Source organism: Oceaniferula flava (genome assembly GCF_016811075.1).
GTDB lineage: Bacteria > Verrucomicrobiota > Verrucomicrobiia > Verrucomicrobiales > Akkermansiaceae > Oceaniferula > Oceaniferula flava.
This window is the reverse complement of record NZ_JAFBGL010000008.1, coordinates 1-22887: the sequence shown is the minus strand read 5'-3', so window position 1 is coordinate 22887 and position 22887 is coordinate 1. Positions and strand designations below refer to the sequence as shown.

Annotated in this window: 16 protein-coding genes; 9 read left to right on the top strand and 7 right to left on the bottom strand. The window is 54.7% G+C overall.

The genetic code is table 11. The features are described from left to right. Positions 1-25 precede the first annotated feature (25 nt). The 6 genes from JO972_RS12190 (at position 26) to JO972_RS12165 (ending at position 4505) form a co-directional block, all read left to right on the top strand. Positions 26-904 (top strand): YicC/YloC family endoribonuclease, encoded by an 879-nt coding sequence (locus JO972_RS12190; RefSeq protein ID WP_309490336.1) that lies wholly within the window; start codon positions 26-28, stop codon positions 902-904. A gap of 65 nt (positions 905-969) precedes the next feature. Then, a complete protein-coding gene (locus JO972_RS12185) occupies positions 970-1620 on the top strand; it encodes a phosphoribosylanthranilate isomerase (RefSeq protein WP_309490335.1) in 651 nt (216 codons plus the stop codon). A 15-nt stretch (positions 1621-1635) separates the two neighbouring features. Next, positions 1636-2025 carry a fluoride efflux transporter CrcB gene (crcB, locus tag JO972_RS12180; RefSeq protein ID WP_309490334.1) on the top strand — a complete coding sequence of 130 codons (390 nt, stop codon included), beginning with the start codon at positions 1636-1638 and terminating at the stop codon, positions 2023-2025. A gap of 62 nt (positions 2026-2087) precedes the next feature. Then, positions 2088-2483 carry a BUD32 family EKC/KEOPS complex subunit gene (locus tag JO972_RS12175; RefSeq protein WP_309490333.1) on the top strand — a complete coding sequence of 132 codons (396 nt, stop codon included), beginning with the start codon at positions 2088-2090 and terminating at the stop codon, positions 2481-2483. 17 nt (positions 2484-2500) lie between these two features. Next, entirely contained in the window at positions 2501-3379 is an 879-nt protein-coding gene (locus JO972_RS12170; protein ID WP_309490332.1) for a PP2C family protein-serine/threonine phosphatase, read from the top strand. Between the two features lie 112 nt (positions 3380-3491). Next, positions 3492-4505 (top strand): glutamine synthetase beta-grasp domain-containing protein, encoded by a 1014-nt coding sequence (locus tag JO972_RS12165; protein WP_309490331.1) that lies wholly within the window; start codon positions 3492-3494, stop codon positions 4503-4505. Between the two features lie 125 nt (positions 4506-4630). On the opposite strand, the gene JO972_RS12160 is transcribed toward JO972_RS12165, so the two are convergent. After that, on the bottom strand, positions 4631-5338 hold the full coding sequence (locus tag JO972_RS12160; RefSeq protein ID WP_309490330.1) for a 3-keto-disaccharide hydrolase: 708 nt from the start codon (positions 5336-5338) through the stop codon (positions 4631-4633). Positions 5339-5427: 89 nt separating this feature from the next. Between JO972_RS12160 and rnhA the strand changes: the two genes are divergently transcribed. Next, entirely contained in the window at positions 5428-5919 is a 492-nt protein-coding gene (gene rnhA / locus JO972_RS12155; RefSeq protein WP_309490329.1) for a ribonuclease HI, read from the top strand. A 3-nt stretch (positions 5920-5922) separates the two neighbouring features. Here the strand turns inward: rnhA and JO972_RS12150 are convergent, their stop codons facing one another. The 6 genes from JO972_RS12150 to JO972_RS12125 form a co-directional block, all read right to left on the bottom strand. Next, positions 5923-6945 carry a type III polyketide synthase gene (locus JO972_RS12150; RefSeq protein ID WP_309490328.1) on the bottom strand — a complete coding sequence of 341 codons (1023 nt, stop codon included), beginning with the start codon at positions 6943-6945 and terminating at the stop codon, positions 5923-5925. Beyond that, on the bottom strand, positions 6942-7955 hold the full coding sequence (locus JO972_RS12145; protein ID WP_309490327.1) for an NAD(P)/FAD-dependent oxidoreductase: 1014 nt from the start codon (positions 7953-7955) through the stop codon (positions 6942-6944). The genes JO972_RS12150 and JO972_RS12145 overlap by 4 nt, the downstream gene beginning before the upstream one ends. Next, positions 7952-8578, bottom strand: coding sequence for a class I SAM-dependent methyltransferase (locus JO972_RS12140; protein ID WP_309490326.1), 627 nt, complete (start codon positions 8576-8578; stop codon positions 7952-7954). Before JO972_RS12140 ends, JO972_RS12145 begins: the two co-directional genes overlap by 4 nt. Positions 8579-8638: 60 nt before the next feature. Beyond that, complete coding sequence (locus tag JO972_RS12135) at positions 8639-14788, bottom strand: DUF3857 domain-containing protein (RefSeq protein WP_309490325.1); 6150 nt, start codon at positions 14786-14788, stop codon at positions 8639-8641. Between the two features lie 120 nt (positions 14789-14908). After that, on the bottom strand, positions 14909-16006 hold the full coding sequence (locus JO972_RS12130) for a PfkB family carbohydrate kinase (RefSeq protein WP_309490324.1): 1098 nt from the start codon (positions 16004-16006) through the stop codon (positions 14909-14911). A 42-nt stretch (positions 16007-16048) separates the two neighbouring features. Further along, positions 16049-17026: a phosphoglycerate dehydrogenase gene (locus JO972_RS12125; RefSeq protein ID WP_309490323.1), complete on the bottom strand. Its 978-nt coding sequence runs from the start codon at positions 17024-17026 to the stop codon at positions 16049-16051. Positions 17027-17468: 442 nt separating this feature from the next. Between JO972_RS12125 and JO972_RS12120 the strand changes: the two genes are divergently transcribed. Continuing rightward, positions 17469-20873 carry an arylsulfatase gene (locus JO972_RS12120; RefSeq protein ID WP_309490322.1) on the top strand — a complete coding sequence of 1135 codons (3405 nt, stop codon included), beginning with the start codon at positions 17469-17471 and terminating at the stop codon, positions 20871-20873. A gap of 133 nt (positions 20874-21006) precedes the next feature. Further along, complete coding sequence (locus JO972_RS12115) at positions 21007-22563, top strand: trypsin-like peptidase domain-containing protein (protein WP_309490321.1); 1557 nt, start codon at positions 21007-21009, stop codon at positions 22561-22563. Positions 22564-22887 lie beyond the last annotated feature (324 nt).

Genomic DNA, 22887 nt, shown 5'->3' with positions numbered 1-22887 from the left:
CCTTCCCCCAACTACCTACCCAGACATGATGCACTCGATGACAGGTTTCGGTCGTGCCGAGCACGCCACAAGCACTCTAGCAGCCCGCGTGGAGGCCTCTTCGGTCAACCGCAAGCAAGGCGAAATCGTGGTGCAGCTGCCTCGCGCCTACGCCGAACTCGAAGCGGAAATTCGTAAGATGGCCCTTGGGAAGTTATCACGTGGCCGGGTCAACATCGCCATCCAGATTGAACAATCAGATACAGCCAGCGATCAGATCCGGATCAACACCAAGCGCGCGCGCGCCCTGGAAGCGGCGTTCACCGAACTCTCCGATGCTATTGACCGCCCGATCCAAGCGACCTCGGCGGATTTCCTGAGGACACCGGAAATTTTACATTTCGATCAAGAGTCCGCCTCGGTGGAGGAAGCTCGTGAAGCCGTCATCCCAGCGGTCAACGATGCCCTCGATAGCATGATTGCCATGCGTGCCAGCGAAGGTCAGCATCTGCACGACGATACAGAAGCTCGGCTCAGCAGTCTGGAACACATTGCCGAACAGATCAGCAGCCACGCCCCGGCGGTGGTGACCCATTATCGCGAGCAGCTGCATCGCAGACTCAGTGAAGCCGGTCTCGAGATCGACTTGAACGACGAGCGGCTGCTGAAAGAAATAGGCCTCTTTGCCGAACGCTGTGACATCAGCGAAGAGATCACCCGCCTGCACTCGCACTTCACCAAGTTCCGCGAATATTTGGGCAAGGATGAACCAGTGGGACGACCACTCGATTTCCTCTGCCAAGAGCTCAATCGCGAGTTCAACACGATTGGCTCCAAAGCCCACGACGCCACCCTGGCCCAGCTGATCGTCAATGCGAAGACCGAGCTGGAGAAAGTCCGCGAACAAGTGCAGAACGTCGAGTAACGAGACCGAGTCCCGCTTTCCTATCGCCTACTGCCAGTTAAAAAACACTTCTTTCCGAGTCCCCCATGAATGCCTTCTTCGATCCGACCACAACATCTCTCAAGATCTGCGGAGTCACCCGCATGGAGGATGTGAGTGCACTGATCGATCTCGGCGTCGACGCCTTGGGTGTCAATTTCTGGCCGCATTCTAAGCGTTACCTCGCCCCGGATTCCGCCAGCCCCCTGCTGCAACACGCCGCAGGGAAGATCCTCCGTGTCGGTGTTTTCGTTAACGCAGATCCGGAACTTCCTCGCAGTCTGTTAGCTGCTAATCAAATTGATGTCGCCCAGTTCCACGGTGATGAATCGGCAGATTACTGCGCTGCTTTTGCAAGCGAGAACCTCCCTTTCATCAAAGCCATCGGTGTGAAAAACAAAGACTCGCTGGCCAATATATACGACTACAATGCCACGGCCATTTTGTTAGATACCCCTGCCCCTGGCGTTTACGGAGGCACTGGTGAAACCTTTGATTGGACACACGCCCAAGCCTTCATCGCGCAGCACCCCGAAATTCCTGTGCTACTGGCCGGTGGGATTACTCCGGTGAACGCGGCGGATGCGATCGATCAAGTGCACCCTTGCGCGCTCGATATCGCCTCTGGAGCCGAACTCTCACCCGGCATCAAGGACCTCGACAAAGTGCAAGCCCTCCTGGCCGCCACACAACGCTAACCACTCACCCATATTATGCACTGGCTCTACATCTTTCTTGGTGGTGGTCTCGGCGCGGCATCGCGCTACGCCGTCGCAAGTGGAGTTCAGCAGCTCGCGGCAAATACCCGTCTGCACAAGTTCCCCGTCGGTATTCTCGCATGCAATTTGTTAGGGTCCTTTGTCATCGGACTGATCATTGGTTTCATGGCAGTGCGGCATCAGGAATCCTGGGCACGCCTCCACCCCTTTGCAGTGGCCGGTTTCCTCGGGTCCTTCACCACCTTTTCCACTTTCGCACTGGATACCCACAAACTTTTTGGCGAGACGCCACTGTTAGCAATCGTCAACCTCGCTGCCTCGGTTCTGGGGTCCTTGGCCGCAGTTTGGTTAGGCTTCAAGGCTGCTAACACGTTGTTTTTATAAGGCCTCGATGGGAAGGCCAAATTCCTTCGTGCGATTTTTCCGATTCGTGGTTACAAAAGGCCATGCGCAATCTCAAAGACGGCATCCGATCCATGGTGAAGATCGATTACTACGGCAATGTGCACAAATATTTCCGTGGCACCGACAAGGAAGAACGCTTCGCCAACGAGGTCAAAATCCTCAAAGCCCTCGAAGAACGAGGCTGCACCAATGTGCCCAAGTTTATTGAGGCCAACGAGGAGGAACTGCACCTGGTCACCTCCAACTGCGGCTCCCCAGCGCCTGACATTTCCAAGAAAAAGTGCGACAAACTTTTCCAAAACCTCGAGGATAAATATGGCGTCCGTCACGACGACCCGTTCTCCCGCAACATCACCTACGATGAAAAAACCGGGCAGTTCTGCATTATCGATTTTGAACTCGCAACACTTCTCGACATGCCCTCCAAGGAGCAGTAATTTTTCTCAGTTCCCCAATGCCCGATATCAATCCTTTCCTCCCCGGCGCTCCGAAGCTCGAGCCAGACGCTGCGCCGTCGGACATTGAGTGGTCGGCGCTGTCCCAATCGGGGTCACGGAAACCGGTCAACGATGATTCTTGGCTCGCCTTTGCCTCGGATATCAATGGCGCGGCACGGCTTGACGACCAAGGCAGCCACTCGCTGGCGGCACATGATTTAATTTTCGGAGTTTCCGACGGAATGGGCGGCGGCAATGCCGGTGATGTGGCATCGCGCTTGATCCTCGACGAGCTCACTCTGGTCATTCCCGGCACGTTCAAAACCGCGGCAGCAGGACTTCACCCAGACTACACCAGTCATCTGGAAAAGGCGATCTGTGCAGTGCACGAAGCGATCAACATTCAGGCGGCCGCCAACGAGGCCCACCAGGGGATGGCCGCCACCTTGGCTCTCGCTTGGTTCACCCCGGAGAATCTCTACTTTGCCAACGTCGGCGACTCCCGCATCTACCTCCATCGCAACGGTGAAACGAAGATGATAACCGTCGATCACACCTACGCCTGGAAAAAATTGGAACGTGGTGAAATCAGCGAACGCCAGTTCCGTGAACACCCTCGCAAATCCGTGCTCTATCAGGTGATGGGCGCAGGAAAAAACCAGACCAAACCAACAATTGGCGCCCTTTCCTACCAGCCAGGCGACCGCTTTCTCATCTGTAGCGACGGAGTCATCGACGGACTGTGGGAAAAGAACATCCACTCGGCATTTTCGAAGAACCAGGGCTCGACAAGTGAGCTGGCCTCATCTCTGATGAATCGTGCCATTAGCAACGATGGCAGAGACGATACCACTCTCATCACCATCGAGGTTCACGAGGGCAAATCAACCGACTAATTCTCGATTAAATCAAAAATTGGCACGTTGATTGCTTCCTTTTCTTTCATGCCCGTCGCGGCATTCAAATGCGGCATCCCAGACACTAACCATTACCCAACAACATAAAATTATGGCTAAATATAGACTAGACTACGTGTGGCTTGACGGCTACTCCCCAGTTCAGAACCTCCGCACCAAGTGCATGATGAAGGAATTCGACGAATTCCCAACACTTGAGCAGCTTCCTGAGTGGGGCTTCGACGGATCTTCCACCCAACAAGCCGACGGCGGAGACTCAGATTGTGTTCTCAAGCCAGTGGCAGTCTATCCTGACGGCACTCGCGAAAATGGCGTGCTTGTCATGTGTGAGGTCATGCTGCCAGACGGCACTCCTCACCCCACCAACTACCGTGCTTCCATCATCGACGATCCAGGCACATGGTTTGGCTTTGAGCAGGAATACTTCATGATGAAAGACGGCGTGCCTCTCGGCTTCCCGAAAGGCGGCTACCCGAACCCACAGGGTGAATACTACTGTGGTGTTGGCTTCAAGAACGTCGGTGGCATCGCTCGCGAAATCGCTGACATCCACCTCGAACTCTGCCTCTACGCTGGAATCAACCACGAAGGCATCAACGCTGAAGTGGCCAAAGGTCAGTGGGAATTCCAGGTCTTCGGTAAAGGCTCCAAAAAAGCTGCTGACGAAATCTGGATGGCTCGCTTCCTCCTTCTCCGCCTCACTGAAGAGTATGAGGTCGACATCGAGTGGCACTGTAAGCCTCTGAATGGTGACTGGAACGGTTCCGGTATGCACGCTAACTTCTCCACCGAATACATGCGTGAGACCGGCGGTAAGGAATACTTCCTCAAACTCATGGACGCCTTCGAAGAGAACTGTGAAGAGCACATCGCTGTTTACGGTCCTGACAACGACAAGCGCCTCACCGGCCTGCACGAAACTCAGAGCATCGACATGTTCTCCTGGGGTGTTGCTGACCGTGGTGCTTCCATTCGTGTGCCACACAGCTTTGTTAAGGACGATGCTTACAAGGGTTACCTTGAAGATCGCCGACCTAACTCACAGGGCTGCCCATACAAAATTGCTGGCCGCATCCTTCAAACGATCGCAAGCGTCGAGCAGTAAGGAGCTCGCGAGTGATACCATCACTCACTCTTTCAAAAACGGCTGCGGGGATTTCCTCGCAGCCGTTTTTTTATGTTCCCTAATTGGGCCGAGGCTTAGTTTTTTTTAAAGCCCCCTGATCGCCGCTAATCTTTCGCGCTGAGGTTCTTCAATTTGATATTGCGGAAGGAAACCACATCGCCGTGGTCTTGTAGCCCGATGTGTCCCTTGCGGTAGCGGGCAAAGTGTGGCCAATCTTTGAATTTGGCTGCGGCAATGCGATCAATGAACTCGGTGTCCTCCAGATCAAAGTCCGCAGTCTTCACGCCATTTTGGAAAAACTGATAGTGTGATCCTTTTTTGATGATGTACACTTGGTTCCACTCACCGGCTTTGCGGTCGGCTCCCACCGGTGGTTTGTAGAGCGCGTAGCAGGCGCCTGAGACGTTTTTCTCGTTCTTGGCATCCGGGTGGCGTTCGTTATCGATAATCTGCATCTCGATGCCTGAACGGGAAATTCTATCCTTAATCTCGCGAACCCCAAGGAAGATCCCACTGTTGCCTCCCTCGGAAATTTTCCACTCCAGCTTGAATTCGAAATCTTCGTATTGTTTCTCGGTCATCAGGTCCTTGCCGCCCTTGGTGTGGTGCATGGTGCCATCGACCACTTGCCAGCCGTCACGCACCCCCTTGCCTTGGTAATTGCGCCAGCCCTCGAAGGTCTTGCCATCGAACAACAGCTGCCATCCCTCTTGTTGTTCCTGTTTCGTAAGCTCGTTCACCTGAGCCGATACCATCAGCGGGATCGAACAGGCGGCAATTGCGATTCCGTATTGAAATTTGGATAAAATCATAAAATTCATCCTCTGAAACCCAGCGCAAAATACCAGTAAAATTCAGGATACAGACATAGTCCAGCTATGTGCTTGCAGCGACTGATTCCATGACGCAAGACATCCGCATGAAGGACATCACCATCTACACCGACGGATCATCGCGTGGCAACCCGGGCCCCGGAGGCTACGGCACCCTGCTGATCTATCAAGGTCACCGCAAGGAACTCAGCGGTGGATTTGCGAAGACGACCAATAACCGCATGGAAATCCTCGCCGCACTGACGGGGCTGGAATCACTCCGCGAGCCGTGCCGGATCACCGTTTACTCCGACTCGAAATACGTCATCGACGCCATGGACAAGGGCTGGATTCATGGGTGGAAAAAGAAAGGCTGGTCGCGTGGCCCTAACAAGCCGCTCAAGAATGCCGATCTCTGGAAACGTATGTCCGCAGCGGTGCAGGGGCACAAGGTCAGCTGGAAGTGGGTCAAAGGGCATGCCGGACACCCGGAAAACGAACGCTGTGATGCCCTGGCCACCAACGCAGCTGACCAAAGAGGAAATCCTGTCGATCGAGGTTTTGTCGAAGGAGACGCTTAAGCATCAACTTCTAACAATCTCGCAGCTGTGCGCTGAAAACCCAGCACCAAAGGCACACATCCATAGTCGGTCTTCCGAGCCATCGCTTTGCTCGAGAAAGCGTTCCAAAGCCACCAACACGGACGGACTGCTGAGATTGCCATAATCTCGCATCACCGCTCTAGCGAGGCTGAGTTCATCGCAAGGCAGCACGGTTTCCAGTTGTTCAATCACATCTCGGCCACCACCGTGGGTCACCCAGGCTTGAGGCTCGCCGCGCCGCTTGGCATAGAGTTTTTCCACCGTCTCTGCGGCGTGGAGTGGCACGCTTTTGTCGAGTTGGTTGCGAAGTTTACCTCCCGCATTGGTGAACCTGATTTTCTCCCGGTGCTGCGGTCGATGCAGCGATTCAAAGTCGCCCACCTGCCACGTTCCTCCAGCGCCCGACCACACAGCAGCCGCCGCCCCATCGCCAAACAAACAGGTGCTGATAAGCACACCAAAATCGTCTTCCACGTAGAAGGCCGCCGAGCAAATTTCCACCGCCACCGTCACCACCACCGCGTCCGGCCGCTCAGCAACCATCGAGTTCGCCACCCTCAGCATGGGCACCGCTGCACCGCAACCGAGCCCTGTCATATCCTGCAAGACCGCATCCTCACGCAGCCCCAATTGCTCGCCGGTGTAACTGCTCACGCCTGGGCAGAGATAGCCGGTGCAGGAACAAACGAGCAAGGCATCGATTTCCTCAGGACGGTGGCCGCTTTTTGCCAGTGCCTTTTTCACGGCTTCCGCAGCCAGCTTCGGTGCCTGTCGTTCATACGCTTCGTTCAAGGCCTGGGCATCGCGTCGCCAGGCGTCGGTCAGTTGATCGAGTGCGAAGTGACGTTTGTTGATCCCGCTGTCGCCTCCCAGAACCTTGCCTAACAAAACCTGTGAACGCCGATCGAGATCTAGCCAAAAATCCGCCTCCTGCATCGCGGCCAGACATTGTGGTTGAGTAAATGATGCCGTAGGAAATGCGGAGGCGATGCCGAGTAAATTCATGGAGTTCTGAGGTGGTGAAAGAGAGATTGAAACGGCAGGGTGCCAGTTTTCGCCGCGGTCTTCAGCAACATCCTGCCCAGTCGGTGAAACAACAGTGGCTGCATGTTACCCGACAGACTCATCCGTTTTCGGAAAAAGGCAACACATTCGTGATCGTAGCCTTCACAGGCGGCCGACCATGTTAGTTCCCCCGCCGCGTATCGAGCCAACCATGGCCCGGCGAGCCATGACGATTCCAACGCCATGCTCATGCCATTTCCAGTAAATGGAGGAATAAGATAAGAGGCATCGCCAACGCAAAGTCCCCCAACCTGTTCCTGCTTGCCAAAAGAAAACCCTGCCGTGGCGGAAAACGACGCCTCGTCTTTTTGCCAGTTTCTGCAGCGTGCAGCCAGACCTAACAAGCCGTTCGCTTGCAGGTAAGCCGCAATCAATTCCGAGCCACTTCCCCTGAGTGATTTGTCCACCCGGAAGAGGCCGCAGCAGTTCACCTTGCCTTCTTCGATGCCACACAGACCGATGTAGCCACGCTCGCCAACGTGCATTTCCAGCCCCTCAATTTGAGCATCGGTGACATGGATTTTCAGCCCGATCCATCGACCTGATTTTTTGCGTTTACCAGTCGCCCACACTCTGGACTCTGCGTCTTCAGTCTGCACCCGTTGACCACATTGCAAGCGCCCTCCACGGTCGACCAATAAGTGCGCCAGATCCTCGTCCAAGCGGTATCGCGACAGTCCCCAGGCTACGGTGGGAAGTCGGTCAGCGAGCACAAGCGAGTCGCCCATCCACCACTTCATCGTCGTGTGATGCTGCGACTGGTCAATGACCTCTTGAATCCCCAAATCTTGCAGCACAGCCTCATCCACGCCGCAGATAAATTCGCCGCAGACCTTGTGCTTGGGATAACTCCCCGACTCAAAAACCGTCACATCCACGCCGAGCTTACGAAGGTAGATCGCCAATGACAGACCTGCCAGTCCACCGCCGATGATTTCGATTTCCTTCATGGCTTCACTCCCATCGTGCGGATGCCTCCCAAGCGACTGAAACTTTCACTCCATTGAAAGCCACCACCGAACAATTCAGGGATTTCTCCCGGCACAAAACCTGCGCGGATGCTGGTCATCATATCGTGCCGCGTGACGTGGTTGATCAGAGGAAAAATAGTGCGTCCCAAGATTAGCGACGAAGACACCCGGTGGGGCTCGGCCAAGATCACCGCTCGAGCGTCGGCGAGACGGTTGCCTAACAATTTTAAAGCATCCGCCTTCAAGTGATGGATAAACAAATTGGCAACTACTACCGTGTATTCGTCAAAACCATGGTAATCCAGCACATTCCCCTGATGCCAGAGCACCTCGGCAGACACGGCATCCGGTTTGCCAATGAGATCAACGGCGACCACTTCGCTGTCAGGGAATGATCGCTTCAGCTGCTGGCTCAGTTCACCCTCACCGGCGCCGAGTTCGACGATGCGCTCGATGTCCCCCAGCCCCTCGAGCTGCCGAACAATCCACCGAGGACCACCCATGAGGGCATTGATCATACGCAAGTCTCTCCGACTCCGAACCGCCGCCGGATCATCGGCAGGCAGCTCGTCGAGAATCTCAGGTTCTACGATACGTTTCACCTGGACACCCTCGCTCGGAGACGCTGAAATGCCAATCAATAAACCTAGGCGAACTTGGAATTACTTGCCCTCCATCTGCTTGAGGTGTTTGCGAGCTTCCAGAATATAGGTGTGCTCGATCGGGTTCTTCTTCGACAAGGGCGTGAAGAACTCGCGGGCCTTCGCCACATTCCCAGAGTGTTGATGAGCCATTCCCATGGCGTAGTTCAACAGGTGGCTGCGATCCTCGTCTTCCTCCAGCATGACATCGCCAGCTTCCAGCACCTTCTTCCAATCTTTGCGTAACAACGCGGCGAGCAAGTCCAACTTGGCGTGACGGTCCTCATGAACATTGTCGCGGATATGCTGGATTAAACGCTCAGAAATCAATGACTCACACCCTAACAAGGTAGTCACATCCACGGCTGAGGCAAAGCTCGAGACATTCGGTTTTAACCAGAGTTCGCTGAGATCGTCCTGAAAATTATCCAAGGCCTGTTCCTTCACCAGATCGACCAAGTCATCATCCCCGATAGCGATCAACGCCTGCAGGTAGGCATGGATCAAGTGATCATCTAACAATAAATTAGAATCAGCATCTTCGAGCACCCGCTCGATATTGGGCTTCTTCCCTTCTGAAATTGCCAGCATCAGCGCGGTAGCGGTCGTGAGGAAACCGGTCACTGTGTCATCGGTTTTCAATTTCAACATATCCAGCGATGTCACCGGGTCACCCCCTGAGTAACGCTGCGATTGTTCAACAAACAATTGAAGTGCTGCCTGGGCCTTAGGATCAAGCGTCGGAAGGTCCTCACGGTTCAGGATTTCAGAACCAGCCTTCATGGCTGGCCCATCGTGCATATTGAGCATCAGCAGGCCGGCCAGCAATCCAATCTTGGCATCTTCCCGAAGGTCCGACTTGAGAATGGTTTCCATCGCATTGGCAAAGGCCTTCGCATCCAACCCCTCGATCTCTTCATCGTAGAGCCAGAAGCCCGTGTGGGTCATCCAAAACGAGAGATCCGTTTGATCGATCCAGCCGGTTTTCATCCAGCGTGAGGCATCCACGGCACTGAGTTGCTTTGGAGAGAACGCCTGGTTGTTTTGAATTCTAACATATTGATTCCAGCCGTCGGGAGCACTTTTTGCCAAGTTCTCAATCCGTTCACGGTTCGCTGCGTAAAGTTGCTTCACCACGTCGTGCTGACGCTTGGCTGTACGCAGCGTTTGTTTTAACTCGAGGCGCAATGCGAGTTTTGTTTTAGACTGCTCGGCTTCGAGTTTCCAGTTTTTGATACCGCTGGCAACTTCTTCCGCCTGCTCAAGCGCGCCATAGCTGATCAGCTGTTCGATGAGGGTGTAGACATTCCCGCTTTTCACCTTATCCATTGGCTCGGCCGTAGCGTCCTCGATGTGCCAGAGGATCGCTTGTGCGTCGTTCTTGGCAATGACTTGACACAACTTGTGAACTTGCACGCCAGTGGTCTCTCGCACCGATTGCTGTACCAGTTCATACGCCGGGTGTCGGCGAAGTTGGTTCGCCTGCTTCAGTCGACCCTCATAGCAGTGATCGACGTATTGGGTCCAGATCAAGCGGCGGTTTATGTTCTCAAACCCAGGCTCCATCTTGATCGCACCCGTCACCAATTTCACAGCGTCGTCCCAAGTCGTTTGATATTTCACCATCTCCGCAATGTAGAAAAGAAACGCTTCCTGTCGGGTGCCAATTTCCAGCTCCGGCGATTGCGCCACCAGCAGCAAAGCTTTGAGAAATTGCACCTCACTGAGCTCTCCACGGTCACCGTCGATAAGCTCGGAAATGCCTGGGAGTCGATCATCGTCAAGGGACTTGATGTCCACTTCGGCAAACCAGGCCGGTTGGTTTGCTTTCACCCAGCTTGTCAGGTGTCGACCGAACCCTTCACGCGAGAAGCGCTCGCCACGCAGCTGTTTTTCCAACGCCACCAGCGCGTGGTAGTTCGAATCCTTGGTCGCATTCCCAGCGATGGATTGCTGCACCACCTCGAGACATTTTTCAGTTTGTCCACTTTGGTTCAGCAACTGGCAGTAGTGGCGTGCAAACATGTTTTTCTCAATAAACAGCAGTGGCGACTCCTGCAGTTGTTCTGCACGGGCGATGGCATCCTTGAGGTCACCTTCGGCACGCTGGATAGCAAGCATGTAAATGAGGGTGGTTCGTTCGAGTTGCTCGCGGTCAGGATTGTCTAACTTCTCCAGCTGCTGCAAATTTTTCAACGCCTCGGCGGCAGACTCCTCGTTGTGGCCTGCATCAATCAGTATGGCGACCTCCATCAGGCGGGCGGTTGGCAGCAGTTCCGGTGGGCAACCCGATTGAACGGCTTTGTAATATCCGATCAGAAGGGCGCTGTTTTTTCTGAAATCAGCGACTTTCAGTTTGAGTGATGGATTGTAAAGGGTCAATTGGACGTCACTCAGACGCGAGGGTAACCACCTCGCCGATTCAAGAACTGGGTAATTTGCGGCTAACAGGTCAGCTAGTTTTTTAGTGGAAGTCGACTCACTCACCGCATTCTGAACGGCTTCGGCATTGATGGCGTTATACAGCAGTGGCTTATCAGGGATGGTAGCCCCCACAGTCTGCATCAGTGGCAGTAGTTCCTCGTTCCACCAACGATCTGTCTGACTCCAGAACTGCTTGGTCTTTGCCTCGTCAGCCATGAGTTGAACCACAGTCTTGATATCATCGACGTCGACGGATTCGTCCCAAGTCGATTTGGGCACGCTGGCTAACAGTCTCCAAGTGGCTAAGGCTGCGTCCGGCTTGCCAATGCGCAACTGTAGCATCCCGGCGCGTAACAACTGCTCGCAGACCGACTCGTAGGAGTCTCTTTCGTCGGCGAGCTGGGTGTGAGCCCGAATGGCATCCTCCCAACGCCCCAATCGTTCGTAGGCCGCGCCCATCCGCGCCCAGCAGGTGATTCGGAAATCTTCATCGTAATCCGGGTGCGTTGGGATGGCTTCGAAAATTTTGAGAACCTCCTCCCATCGGTCATGTTCTTCGTGCCATGAAGCGGTCACATACAGGCATTCCCAGTAGTAGGGATCGCTGGTGGGGATGGTCTTAACCAGTTTTGTTAGGGGCTCAAACAGAACCGGTTTCTCACCTGACTGCGAGGTATACTCCTGCCATTTCACGTAGGTGTAAAAATCCCAGAGGTGTTTGGTGAAGGAATCATCGGCTGGGTAAGTTCGGAAGTAATACGCAGCGGTGGTTAGCCATTGGGCATGCTTTTCGTTATAATACTCCTGCATGGCTGCCTCGACCTTCTCACGACTATCCGCCCCTTGCGGAGCGCTTGCATCACGAAGATAGCTGGGACGGGTTTGATCGATCAATGCCAGCAGCTTCGTGCGGATTGCAACGTTTGCCTTTTTCGAAATCATCTTCGATTGGTGACCTTTGAGCATCTCACTGAGTGCATCCTTAAGTTTGGCATCTTGCTTTACTTCAGGGATGACCTGAGCCAGCACCTTGAGGGAGGGTTCCAAGTGCGTGTTGAAATTGGAATCGTTCAATTTGGCATCCAGTTCATCGAGGATCTCCTGACTCAGTTTAGGATCAGAGGAAATCCATTCTATGAACTCTCCGGCAGCCCGTGCGCCCTGGCCGGCATGGCTGCGCTGCATGTAGAGGCTGGCCACGGTGTAAGCCGTGTGGTTGCTCTTCACCTCGAGCGCTTTCTCATACTGCTGAATCGCCAACTCGGCACGCTCCGCATGGCCCTCCGTGTTAGTGGCCAAGTAATCGCCTAACAATGCCAGCGTCCACCCTTCGCGGTAGTTGGAGAGGTCGCTTTCTTTGGCCAGCTGCGTGAGTAGCTCAATCGCCTTTTCTTTTTCATCCACTTCATACAGCGACATGGCATGGATGTAGCGCGCGTAGTGCACCTCCGCTGGTTCGACTCCCTGGGTCGGTCGCGCCAACAGCTCGGCATACATCTTGTTGGCACTCTGGTAATCGGCCACGCTGTATTTCATATGCGCCAAGCTTGATGCCACCACGAAGGCAAGGTTGCGATCGTTCGGGAAAAATTGCAGGGCTTTCTTCAATGCCAATTCTCGCAGGGCGAGGGAACCTGTGCTTGGATAGAGTCGGTTCACCAAATCCATCTGCCCCTTCCCTGTCGGCATCAACGACAGCTCCACATCCTCATTGGCCGTGTGCGTTTGGGTTTCAGCAAGCTGCGCATTCTTGGTGAGCAAAGCGGGTTTTTGCAGCCAGGCAGCAAGTGCCCGGTTCGCCTGCTGAACGACACCGATTTGATTAGCCGGGATCAGGTCGCTTAGGCAATCGACATCCATTCGCATCGTCATCACCGGTGCTTCTTGGCGAGCCTTCACATCTTGCTTCCTACCATTCCACGATGCGCTGATGGCGTAGTAAGGGGTGTCGATATCCAGTGGCTGCGGTTTTGAATCGATCACCCACCCTGATGGCAGTTGGATCGATGCGCTAACACGAATGGTATCCCGCCATTGGAAGAAATCGGTATTCCGAGCGGCATGATCCCCGTAGTCCAAAAAGAGGTTTGAGGACGAGGGGAAACGGAGAGGTAGTCGTCCCTGCTCATTCGGCTGGGAGACCGGGCAGGTGAAATAAGCTTTTACAACGACCGGGTCTGGGAACTGTTTCCCCTGACTAACAGGAAGCACGTAGTCGGCCACCACGGCACCGGCGTAGTAAGGCTCGATCAGGTCGTTGAGTTTCTGTAGCACACTCTGGCGTTCGAGTGATTGATAGGATTCCCCCACGCTAATTCCGTAAAAACCATTGGCACTGAGAGTCATCCAGCCCGACAAGGTTCCCTGGGCATTCAGCGTCAGGTCAAAGGCGTAGTGCAGCTGACCGCCCGTGCTCTCCGGCGTCTTTTGCCAATGCACCTTCTTGGGAGAAACGATGAGCACATCGCGGTTCGACGACGATGGCGAGAGCTGCCCAGGCTTGCCGTAATTGATGGTGGGATCGCAGAACATCCACCGGCCGTCGGCTTTCTCCGGAGCAATGGCTGCAATCGCGTGATTAAAAGCATGGTAGCCAGGCACCTCACGGTGAACCACGCCTCGGTGCTCGGTATTGACCAGGGTGATGTAGGCGGGAATACCTTTGTAGGTGAGCAGAGCGCAGAGCAAATTCGATTTATCTTTGCAGTCGCCATACTGCGCATCCCAAACCTCGTCGCAGGAGTAAGGTTTTAGGCCGGAAATCCCAAACTCCAAGCCGGTGTAACGCACGTCGTTGGCGACCCGCTGGAAAAGAATGCGGATCACTTCGTCGCGAGACTTCGCGTCTTTGGTCCACTCATCCGCCAGCCCCTGGAGCTTTTTCGAGAGCAGTTGCTGAGGTTGGACCAGCTTCCGATACCATTGGCCGAAGGTCTCCCAGCTTTCCAACGTGCAGAACTGAATAGCCGGTCCAGCCTGATCCGATGGAGCACGGTTTGGCTCGTAATGTTCACCCTCACTATGGTTTTGCTGCCAGACAATCTGACTCCGTCCAGCCGATCGGCCAGCTTGGCGCTCGGGCCGGACCTGGGTGGCGATGTGTTTGGTTTTCAGACGCTCCGCCATCTTCTCGGGGAGATCGACGACCAGTCGACTCATCACAATCGGCCAGCCACTGGCAAGGCTGAAGGACCCTAACATCTCCTGTGGAATTCTCGGCTGAATGTCCTCGTAGATCACCACGCACTCGGTGATGGAGCCCACTTTGACATCCGGATAGATGAGAACGAGTTCTCGATTGCTGTTATACAATTGATCCGAGTGTGACCCACGACCTCGCTGAATGAATGCCGCATTGTCAGCGAGCGGTTTACTCTCGCCATTCGGAAGCACAGTGCGCGCCTTGGCGAGGTGCACCTTGATCAACTTCTCATCGTAACCGAAATTGTCACGTGACAGCGATTCGACCCCCTGCTCGGTCTTCACCTGATAGATGTTGTGATAGATGCGGAAGCGTCGCCCCTCCTCCGTCACCCAGTAGTATTTCTCTCTCAATAAAATCACTCCGGACTCATCGCCGCTGCGGTGTTTTTTGGCTTTCTTCAGGACCTCTTCCAAACTGGTCAGCTGGGGCAAAACCTGTTTCTTGATGACATCTGGCACCTGATGGGAAACACCATCATCCGCAGCCAATAGCCACTGCGAAGTCAGACTAACAAACATCAGCATGCATAATACTCGAATCATGGGAACCATGTTGAATGGAATCGAATCTGACATCAAGCGCTCTGTGTCATAAACACCAACAAAAAACCCCGACCACATCAAACTGGCCGGGGTGGATGAGTGAGTTGGTGGGAGTCCAGCTTAGCGATCGACCCGAGCCGAGCCGCCACCGACCAGTTTAGCCACTTCTTCCTTGGTGACCATGGTGGTGTCACCAGGGGTGGTCATGGCGAGCGCACCGTGAGCGGCACCGTATTCCACTGCCTGGGCAGGATCGTTGAATTCCATGAAACCGTAGATCAAGCCGGAGGCAAAAGAGTCGCCACCGCCTACGCGGTCGAAGATCTCGCAGTGTTCGCGGTTCACCGACGGGTAGAACTCACCATCGTGCCAGCAGAGTGCGGCCCAGTCGTTGTCTGATGCGGTGTGCACCTCGCGCAGAGTTGTGGCGGTGGCCTTGAAGTTAGGAAACTCTTCCACAGCTTTGGTGATCATTTTCTTGAAGGAATCGAGCTCGAGACCTGTGATGTTAGATTCATCAACGCCCTCGACCTCGAATCCGAGGCAGGCAGTAAAGTCTTCTTCGTTACCAATCATCACGTCGACGTATTTGGCAATCTCACGGTTCACCTCCTGGGCTTTCGCCTGGCCACCGATAGATTTCCACAGTGAAGGACGGTAGTTGAGATCGTAGGAAACGATGGTGCCATGTTTTTTGGCAATTTTGCAGGCTTCAATGCTCAGCTGGGCATTGCCCTCGGAGAGAGCGGCAAAGATGCCTCCGGTGTGGAACCAACGCACGCCCAAGGTGCCGAAGATGTGTTCGAAATCGAAATCATCGACCGTCAACTGAGAAGCCGCCGTGTGGCCGCGGTCGGAGGTTCCTTTGGCTGCGCGCAGACCGAATCCGCGCTCGGTGAAGTTCAGGCCGTTGCGTGAAGCCACGCCAAGCCCATCGAAATCCGCCCATTTGATGAACTGGGTGTCCACCCCGCCCTGCAGCACAAGGTCCTCGAGCAGTCGGCCCACTTCATTATCCACAAATGCGGTCAGCACCCCGGCACGTTTTCCAAAGCAGCGGCGTAAACCACGCGCTACGTTATACTCACCGCCACCTTCCCAGGCTTGGAACTGGCGTGTGGTGCGGACTCGACCGTCACCCGGGTCAAGGCGCAGCATGATTTCGCCCATGGAGATGATGTCGTATTGGCAGGACTCAGCGGATTTGATATTCAGCATTGTTTTGTTAGGTTGGTTTTAAAAAAGAGATGTGGATTTATGTTAGATGACTCCGTTGGCGCAGAGAACGTCATCGGTGCCATCGAAGAAGTTGATCAGATTATTCAAGCATCGGTTTGCCTGACGCTGCACCGACTCATGGGTGCGCGATGCGATGTGGGCCGTGATGATGGTGTTTGGGGCGGTGATCAGCGGATGGTCCGCTTCGGGCGGCTCGGCATCTAACACGTCAGCTGCAAAGCCTGCAATTTTCCCACTGACCAGTGCCGCGGCAACATCCTTGGAATGAACCACCTCGCCACGAGCGCAGTTGACGATCAACACCCCGTCCTTGAGGCGCTCGATCTGTGCCGCATCGATCAGCTCCCGAGTGTCGGGTGTCAGGGCGCAGTGCAAGGATATGATATCGGCCGCTTCCAGCACCTCCTGGGCCGAGCCACCTTGTTGGATTCCATGTTGCTCAGCAAACTCGGCATCGAAGCTGCGGTTGTAGGCGATCACCTCCATCCCGAATGCCCGGGCGCGGATGGCGACTTCCTTGCCGATGCGGCCCATGCCAATGATGCCGAGGGTTTTCCCCATGACCTCGTTGCCCACCGGCTTTTTCCAGCCGCCCACCCACTTGCCATCTTTGACATCGCAGGCGTTGCTGTGGATTTTTTTCGACAGAGAAAGCATAAAGCCAAAGGCGTGTTCTGCCACCGTGGTGTGATTTACACCCGGAGTGAACAGCACGGGCAGTTCTTTTTCCGTGGCGTAGTCGACGTCGATCTTATCCAAGCCAATGCCGTATTTGGAAATGCACTGCAGTCTCGGCAGACATTGATCGATCACCTCAGGCGAGATAATATCGTCGCCGCAGAGAAAGGCATCGAACTCGCCTGCCAGCTCAAGCATGCGCTCTTCGCTCAGTGGCCCGCGCTCGCGCACGAGTTCCCAGTCTTGGGCGTTAAGGAGATCTTGATGACTTCCGGGAGTGTCTTGGAAACTTGTTGTGGATAGTAAAACTCGCTTGCTCATGATGATTATGGACAAAGCGATTCATACTCAATGGCACTATTGCTGACCACTGTAAAAAGCTTCATCACCCTGACAGATCACGACAGAATAACATACAAAAATCCCCGACCGGAAAGCCCCTATAATCTCACTGATAATTACAAGCTATCCGCGCTTATAACAGACAGATCGAGCTCGCTTCACCTGGTGTGATAATCCGCGCGCTCATTTCTTCTTTGTGAGACTGAACCATCTCGAGATACAGGGCCGACGGTTGCTGCCATCCAGTCGTCTCCGAGCTAAACAATCACACTGTGCCATTTCACGAATGCAGAATGCCTTTGCTGAGTATCGCCCAAGTTCCGTGTTGTTAAGGCAACCCATTCAGAGTTAATTGCGCAGAGTAGGTTGATACATGTGTCGGGTTGATCCCTACGCATCAGCCCTCTTCCCTCTTAACACTATGATGCGCAAATCATTTGATCCCTGTCTGCTTGCCCTGTTGACCAGCCTGAGCAGTTTCTTTCCCTCCCTGTCTGCCCAAGTGGTCGTTTACGAACCTTTTGATTATCCGGCAACAGGCACGGATGGTGACGGGGTATTCCTCGGTAGTGGCAGCCAAAACGGCGGCACCGGATTTTCCGGCGGCTGGTCACAGCTGATCAATGATGTGGAGATGGAGGTGACAACTGGTGGACTGAGCTTCACCGACAGTGTGGGCAGGAGTCTCGGGGTGACTGGAAATTACGCCCTCCGCTCGGCCAGGTCGGGTTACACAGTCGCATCACGCTCGTTAAGCACCTCATCGGTCAATGCACTCACCTCAGACAACTCGACTTTGTGGATCAGCTTCCTCTACGTCGATCACGGAGTGTCGGGTCCGGACAGCTCACTGGTGCTGACCTCCACCCAGCTGGCGCTCTCGAACGACCACACGCTGAACTCTGCTGGCTACGGTGTGGGGATCATGATTGGCGAACCTCAAACGGGTGCCAACGCACGAGTAGAAACCGCCTATTATCTCAACGCCACAGCGTCCACCCGCTCCGCCTCCCAGCTCAACCCCAATGACAGCGAAGGCACACCGTTCCTACTAGCGGCCAAGATCAATTGGAAACCGGATGGCACGCCGGATGAAATCTTCGTTTTCAACATCACCGATCTCTCGAGCGAACCGGCGGAAAGTGAAGCCATTGCCAGCGACACCTTCGACATGCCTCTGAGCGCCCAGCAGTCGCTCAGCATGCTCAACATTGGTGAAACCCAGGTGGACGGGTTCGACGAGATTCGCCTCGGCGTGAGCTTCACCGATGTGTCACCTCACACTGGGGACCCTCAAGATCCCGATCCCAATGACCCCGACCCATCAGATCCGTCCGACGCAGAGAAACCGAACGTCATCTACATCATCACCGACGATATGGGATACTCCGATATTGGTGCCTACGGCGGGGAAATTGACACCCCTCATATCGACAGCCTGGCCTCGGCCGGAATGCGTTTCCGCCAGTATTACAACAATGCCAAATGCGAGACCACACGGACATCGGTCATGACAGGGCTCTATCACGGTCGAGGTTCTAACACCTCTGGCGGAGCCACTTTGGCGGAAGCGGTAAAGACCGTGGGATATCGCACCTACGCCGTTGGCAAGTGGCACCTCGGCACCGGCTCAAATATCCCAGTGCAGCAGGGCTTTGATCGTTTTTATGGCTTTTACAGTGGTAGCGTCCAATACTTCCCCGCTGGTATCGGAGCAACAGAAATGAGGCGAGATACTGCGGAAAGTGGCAACTACCTCTCAGCCTATCCTGATTCCAGTTTCAATACCTCGTCAGGAATCAGCAGCTACCAGACGAGCTTTGACTCAGGATACTATCAGACTGACGCCCTGGGAGACAATGCGGTCACCTTCATCAAGGATGCGGTCGAGAACCATCCGGACCAACCGTTTTTCCTCTATCTAGCATTCAATGCCCCCCACACGCCCTTGCAAGCGCCCTTGGATTTGATCAACAAATATCGAGGAAGCTACATGCAAGGCTGGGATGTGTTGCGAGAAGAGAAATGGCAGAGGCAGAAGGAAAAAGGGATTGTCGATCCGCACTGGCAGCTCCCCCACCTGCGGGCTGATATTCCGAAGTGGAGCGACCTCAGCGCGGCAGAACAAGACCGCGAGGATCACCGTCGATCGGTGTATTCCGCGATGATGGATTGCTTGGATCAGAATGTGGGGAAAGTTCTCCAGCAACTGATCGACAGTGGTATCGAGGACAACACTCTGGTGATTTTCACCGGAGACAATGGTGCTCAAGCCTTCGACAACACCAGCAATAAAAGCTCCAGCCCGTCCCTAGAAAACTCACGCTGGAGCATGGGCCCTGCTTGGGCGGCATTCAGCAACACCCCATTCCGCTACTACAAGCAGTCGCAACAACAGGGCGGCATCTGCACTCCATTCATTGCTCGATGGCCGGGTGTGATCGAGCCGAACTCGATAACCGACCAGCCTGGCCACATCGTCGATGTCATGGCCACCCTCGTCGATGTCTCCGGCGCGGATTACGATTCCTTGACGAAAAACAATGGTAACCCGGTGCCACCGATGGATGGCAGCAGTCTGATGCCTATTCTCAGAGGCGGCACCCGACCAGCTCCTGACTTTTGGGGCTTTGAGTATAATTCCAGCGAGTTTGGTGTGATTCAGGGCGATTGGAAACTCGCCGCGTTCAGCAGCAGCCCGTGGCGACTGTATAACCTGAAAGACGACCGAACCGAGACCCGCAACCTACGCTGGGAGTATCCGGATAAGGTGACCGAACTGGCGGCTCTCTACGACCAGTGGGCCGTGGACACTTACGGAAATACCAGTCGCACCTACGCGCAGCGAGACACCCGCGATGAGTTGACTCAAGAGCTGCGCTACTCAAGTTCCCTAGCAAATGGCCTCTGGGCACAACCTGGGACCGATATTACCCTCAGCGACATCGGCAGTGGAACGGCCTCGACGATGAATGACCACTGGGAGTTTTACCTCACCGCAACATCCGCTTCCGGTATCGATGGGAATTCCGATAGTGTCACCTTTGCCCACCGAGCCTTCTGCGGCGATGGATATCTGAGTGCACAAATTGAGTCGATGTCCGACCTAACAGCTGATGGCTCAGCGGGTGTGATGCTGCGTCAAAGCGAGACTGCTAATAGCGCCCATTTCATGCTGTCGTTGAAAGCCAATGGTGACCTTGTCCAGTCGGTGCGCAGCACAGCCGGAGCAAGCGAGACCACCACCGTGCTGGTGAGTAATCTCACACTTCCCCTGTTCATCAAAGTGGCTCGAGCCGGGAATGAAATCATCCCCTCATACTCAGCCGATCACCAAACGTGGACCGATCTGACAGCGGTGAGTGTTAGCTTCCCTCTCGATCTTTTAGCCGGCCTGGCAGCGGCGTCCGGCGATAATGATATTCGGGCCACGGTCACGTTTCGCGAATGGGAGACACGCCATGTGGCGACCTACCCGACCAGTCTCAGACGTGACGGCCTGTCAGAATATCTCGCCTTCGCTCTAGGAGTAGGACCTAACGGAAATGGCTACAAGGCCCTGCCGGAACTTCATCTGGTGGAATCGGAGGGTTCCAGCTACCCGGAGCTGCATTTCAACCGCCGCGTTGGCATGGACCCTAACGACTTTATCATCCGTTGGCTGGGTAGTGACCTGAGTCTCTGGCAAGATGACAGCAGCGAGTGGCAAACCATGCTCACCACCCCCAATCCGGACGGGATTAGCGAGAAGGTGGAATTGCGCCGAAGCTCAGGCATCGAGGGTGAGAATGCTTCGTTCTATTCGCTGGAAGTGCAACCGAAGTAGCTGGTTGCCCGTCCGCACAGCGCCTAGTGCATGACACAAAGCCCAACGATGCTTGATCTCTGTGGCAGCAAACGTTAGAGGTATTAAGCTCGGTGCCATCGTTTTGACGGCGCGACCGCCCCCACCTCACATCATGCACCGCCTATTCATTCTCCTGCTCTGCCTGAGCTCACTCCACGCCAAAGAAGACCCGGCTCACGACCCTGTGCTCATCTCCCGGCAGCTGAAACAGAGTATTGCAAAAACCATGCCCTGCACCGTGGCCATCTTCTACGGTGGCTCGGCGAGCGGTGTGCTGATTTCTCCCGATGGCCTGATCCTAACAGCGGCTCATGTGGCGAAGCATATCAAGGACGACCGGGGAGCGACGATCGTCCTCAGTGACGGCAGCACGGCGAAGGCTGAGCGGCTGGGATACAATGAGGAAACCGACTACGCGCTCCTGAAAATCAAACAGCCGCAGCGCGCCGACTGGCCACATTGTCAGCTGGCCGCCACAGCACCCACTACAGGGGCCTTGTGTTACACCCTGGCCCACCCATCGGGTCGCATCAAAGGCCGACCTGCCCAGGCGAGGTTGGGTAGGATCACCAGCCACGGAATCTCGCGCTCGAAGCCTTTCTTCCTCTTTGCCGATTGTAATATCCAACCCGGAGATTCAGGTGGTCCGCTGTTTTCAATCGACGGCCAACTCATCGCCATCGACAGCAGTGCCTCCAGCCATCTCGGGCTCAATTTGTTTCCTGCCATTGACCAATACCATCTCGATCAAAAACGTCTCCTCAACAAGGAACGTTGGGGCGACCCGGCGAAGGGAGCGGTAGCCACTTTCGCGAAGAAAGGCTCGTTGGATGCATCTAGCATGAAACAATTGCAGCACGAATTCATGCGCCGAATGAAGATCAAATACCCAAGCACCATCGACTTCGTGGCGCAGCGTGCGGATGCCAGCGGCAAGCTCAACATATCGCAGCAAGACATCGTGCAGCATATGACAACCGAGGCCTTGGCAATTTCCAGAAAACAGGCATTTGGGCTCGGTCTAGGCGATCCGGTGTTTACCAGGAAGCTCCCCGAGTTCCCGCGGCATGCCATCAGCCAAGTCACCCTGTATGGGAACAAAAAGCCCCTTTGTGCCGGCATCGCCCTGGATGGGAATCATCTGCTGACCAAGGCCAGTGAGGTGGATAAAACCGACAGCCTTTCCGTTGCGATCGATGGAAAGTTGGCACCGGCCAAGGTGCTTGCCACGGATCCGCGATGGGATCTGGCGCTGGTTCGACTGCAGGATGGCGCGCCCTTGAAGCCAATCTCCTGGCCTAAAAACATCGAAGACCTCGAAGCGGGCGACCTGCTGTTAGCTCGCGATCTGAATGGTTCCGTGCGTTGGAATGTGGCGGCTGATAGTCGCCGACCCCTGCGTAAAAACCGCAGCATGGGGCCTGTTCGTGACAGGTCCTTAATCAGTCGGCATCGGGCGCCCTACCCCATGGTGGTGCGTCATGCCCTGCCACTCTTTGCCAAGGATGCCGGAGTGCCCATCTTCAACCAAGAGGGCGATTTGGTAGGGATGCATATTGCGCGGTTCTCACGCACCTTGGGGCTGTTGATTCCCGCCAACGCATTGCGCGAACTGAGTCGGGAATTGTTGACCAAGGCGAAGGAGGGTTCGCAAGAGGTGCAGCCTTGAGTATTTTCTCGATCGAAGGTTGATGGAAGATTCGTGGTTGATGGAAGATTCGTGGTTGATGGCTTTGGTTAGATGAGGTGGTTTGTTAGATTGTGGCGTTGCGTGGGATTTGCCTTCTGTCGTCCCTCTGGGACTTGATGGTTTGCTGGGGCGGACCCCCGGGGTTGCACCCCGCGCTAGTTCCTTTCGACCCTCCGGGTCTGCCAAACTGGCAAACTGGCAAACTGGCAAACTGATAAACTGATAAACTGATAAACTGATAAACTGATAAACTGATAAACTGATAAACTGATAAACTGATAAACTGATAAACTGATAAACTGA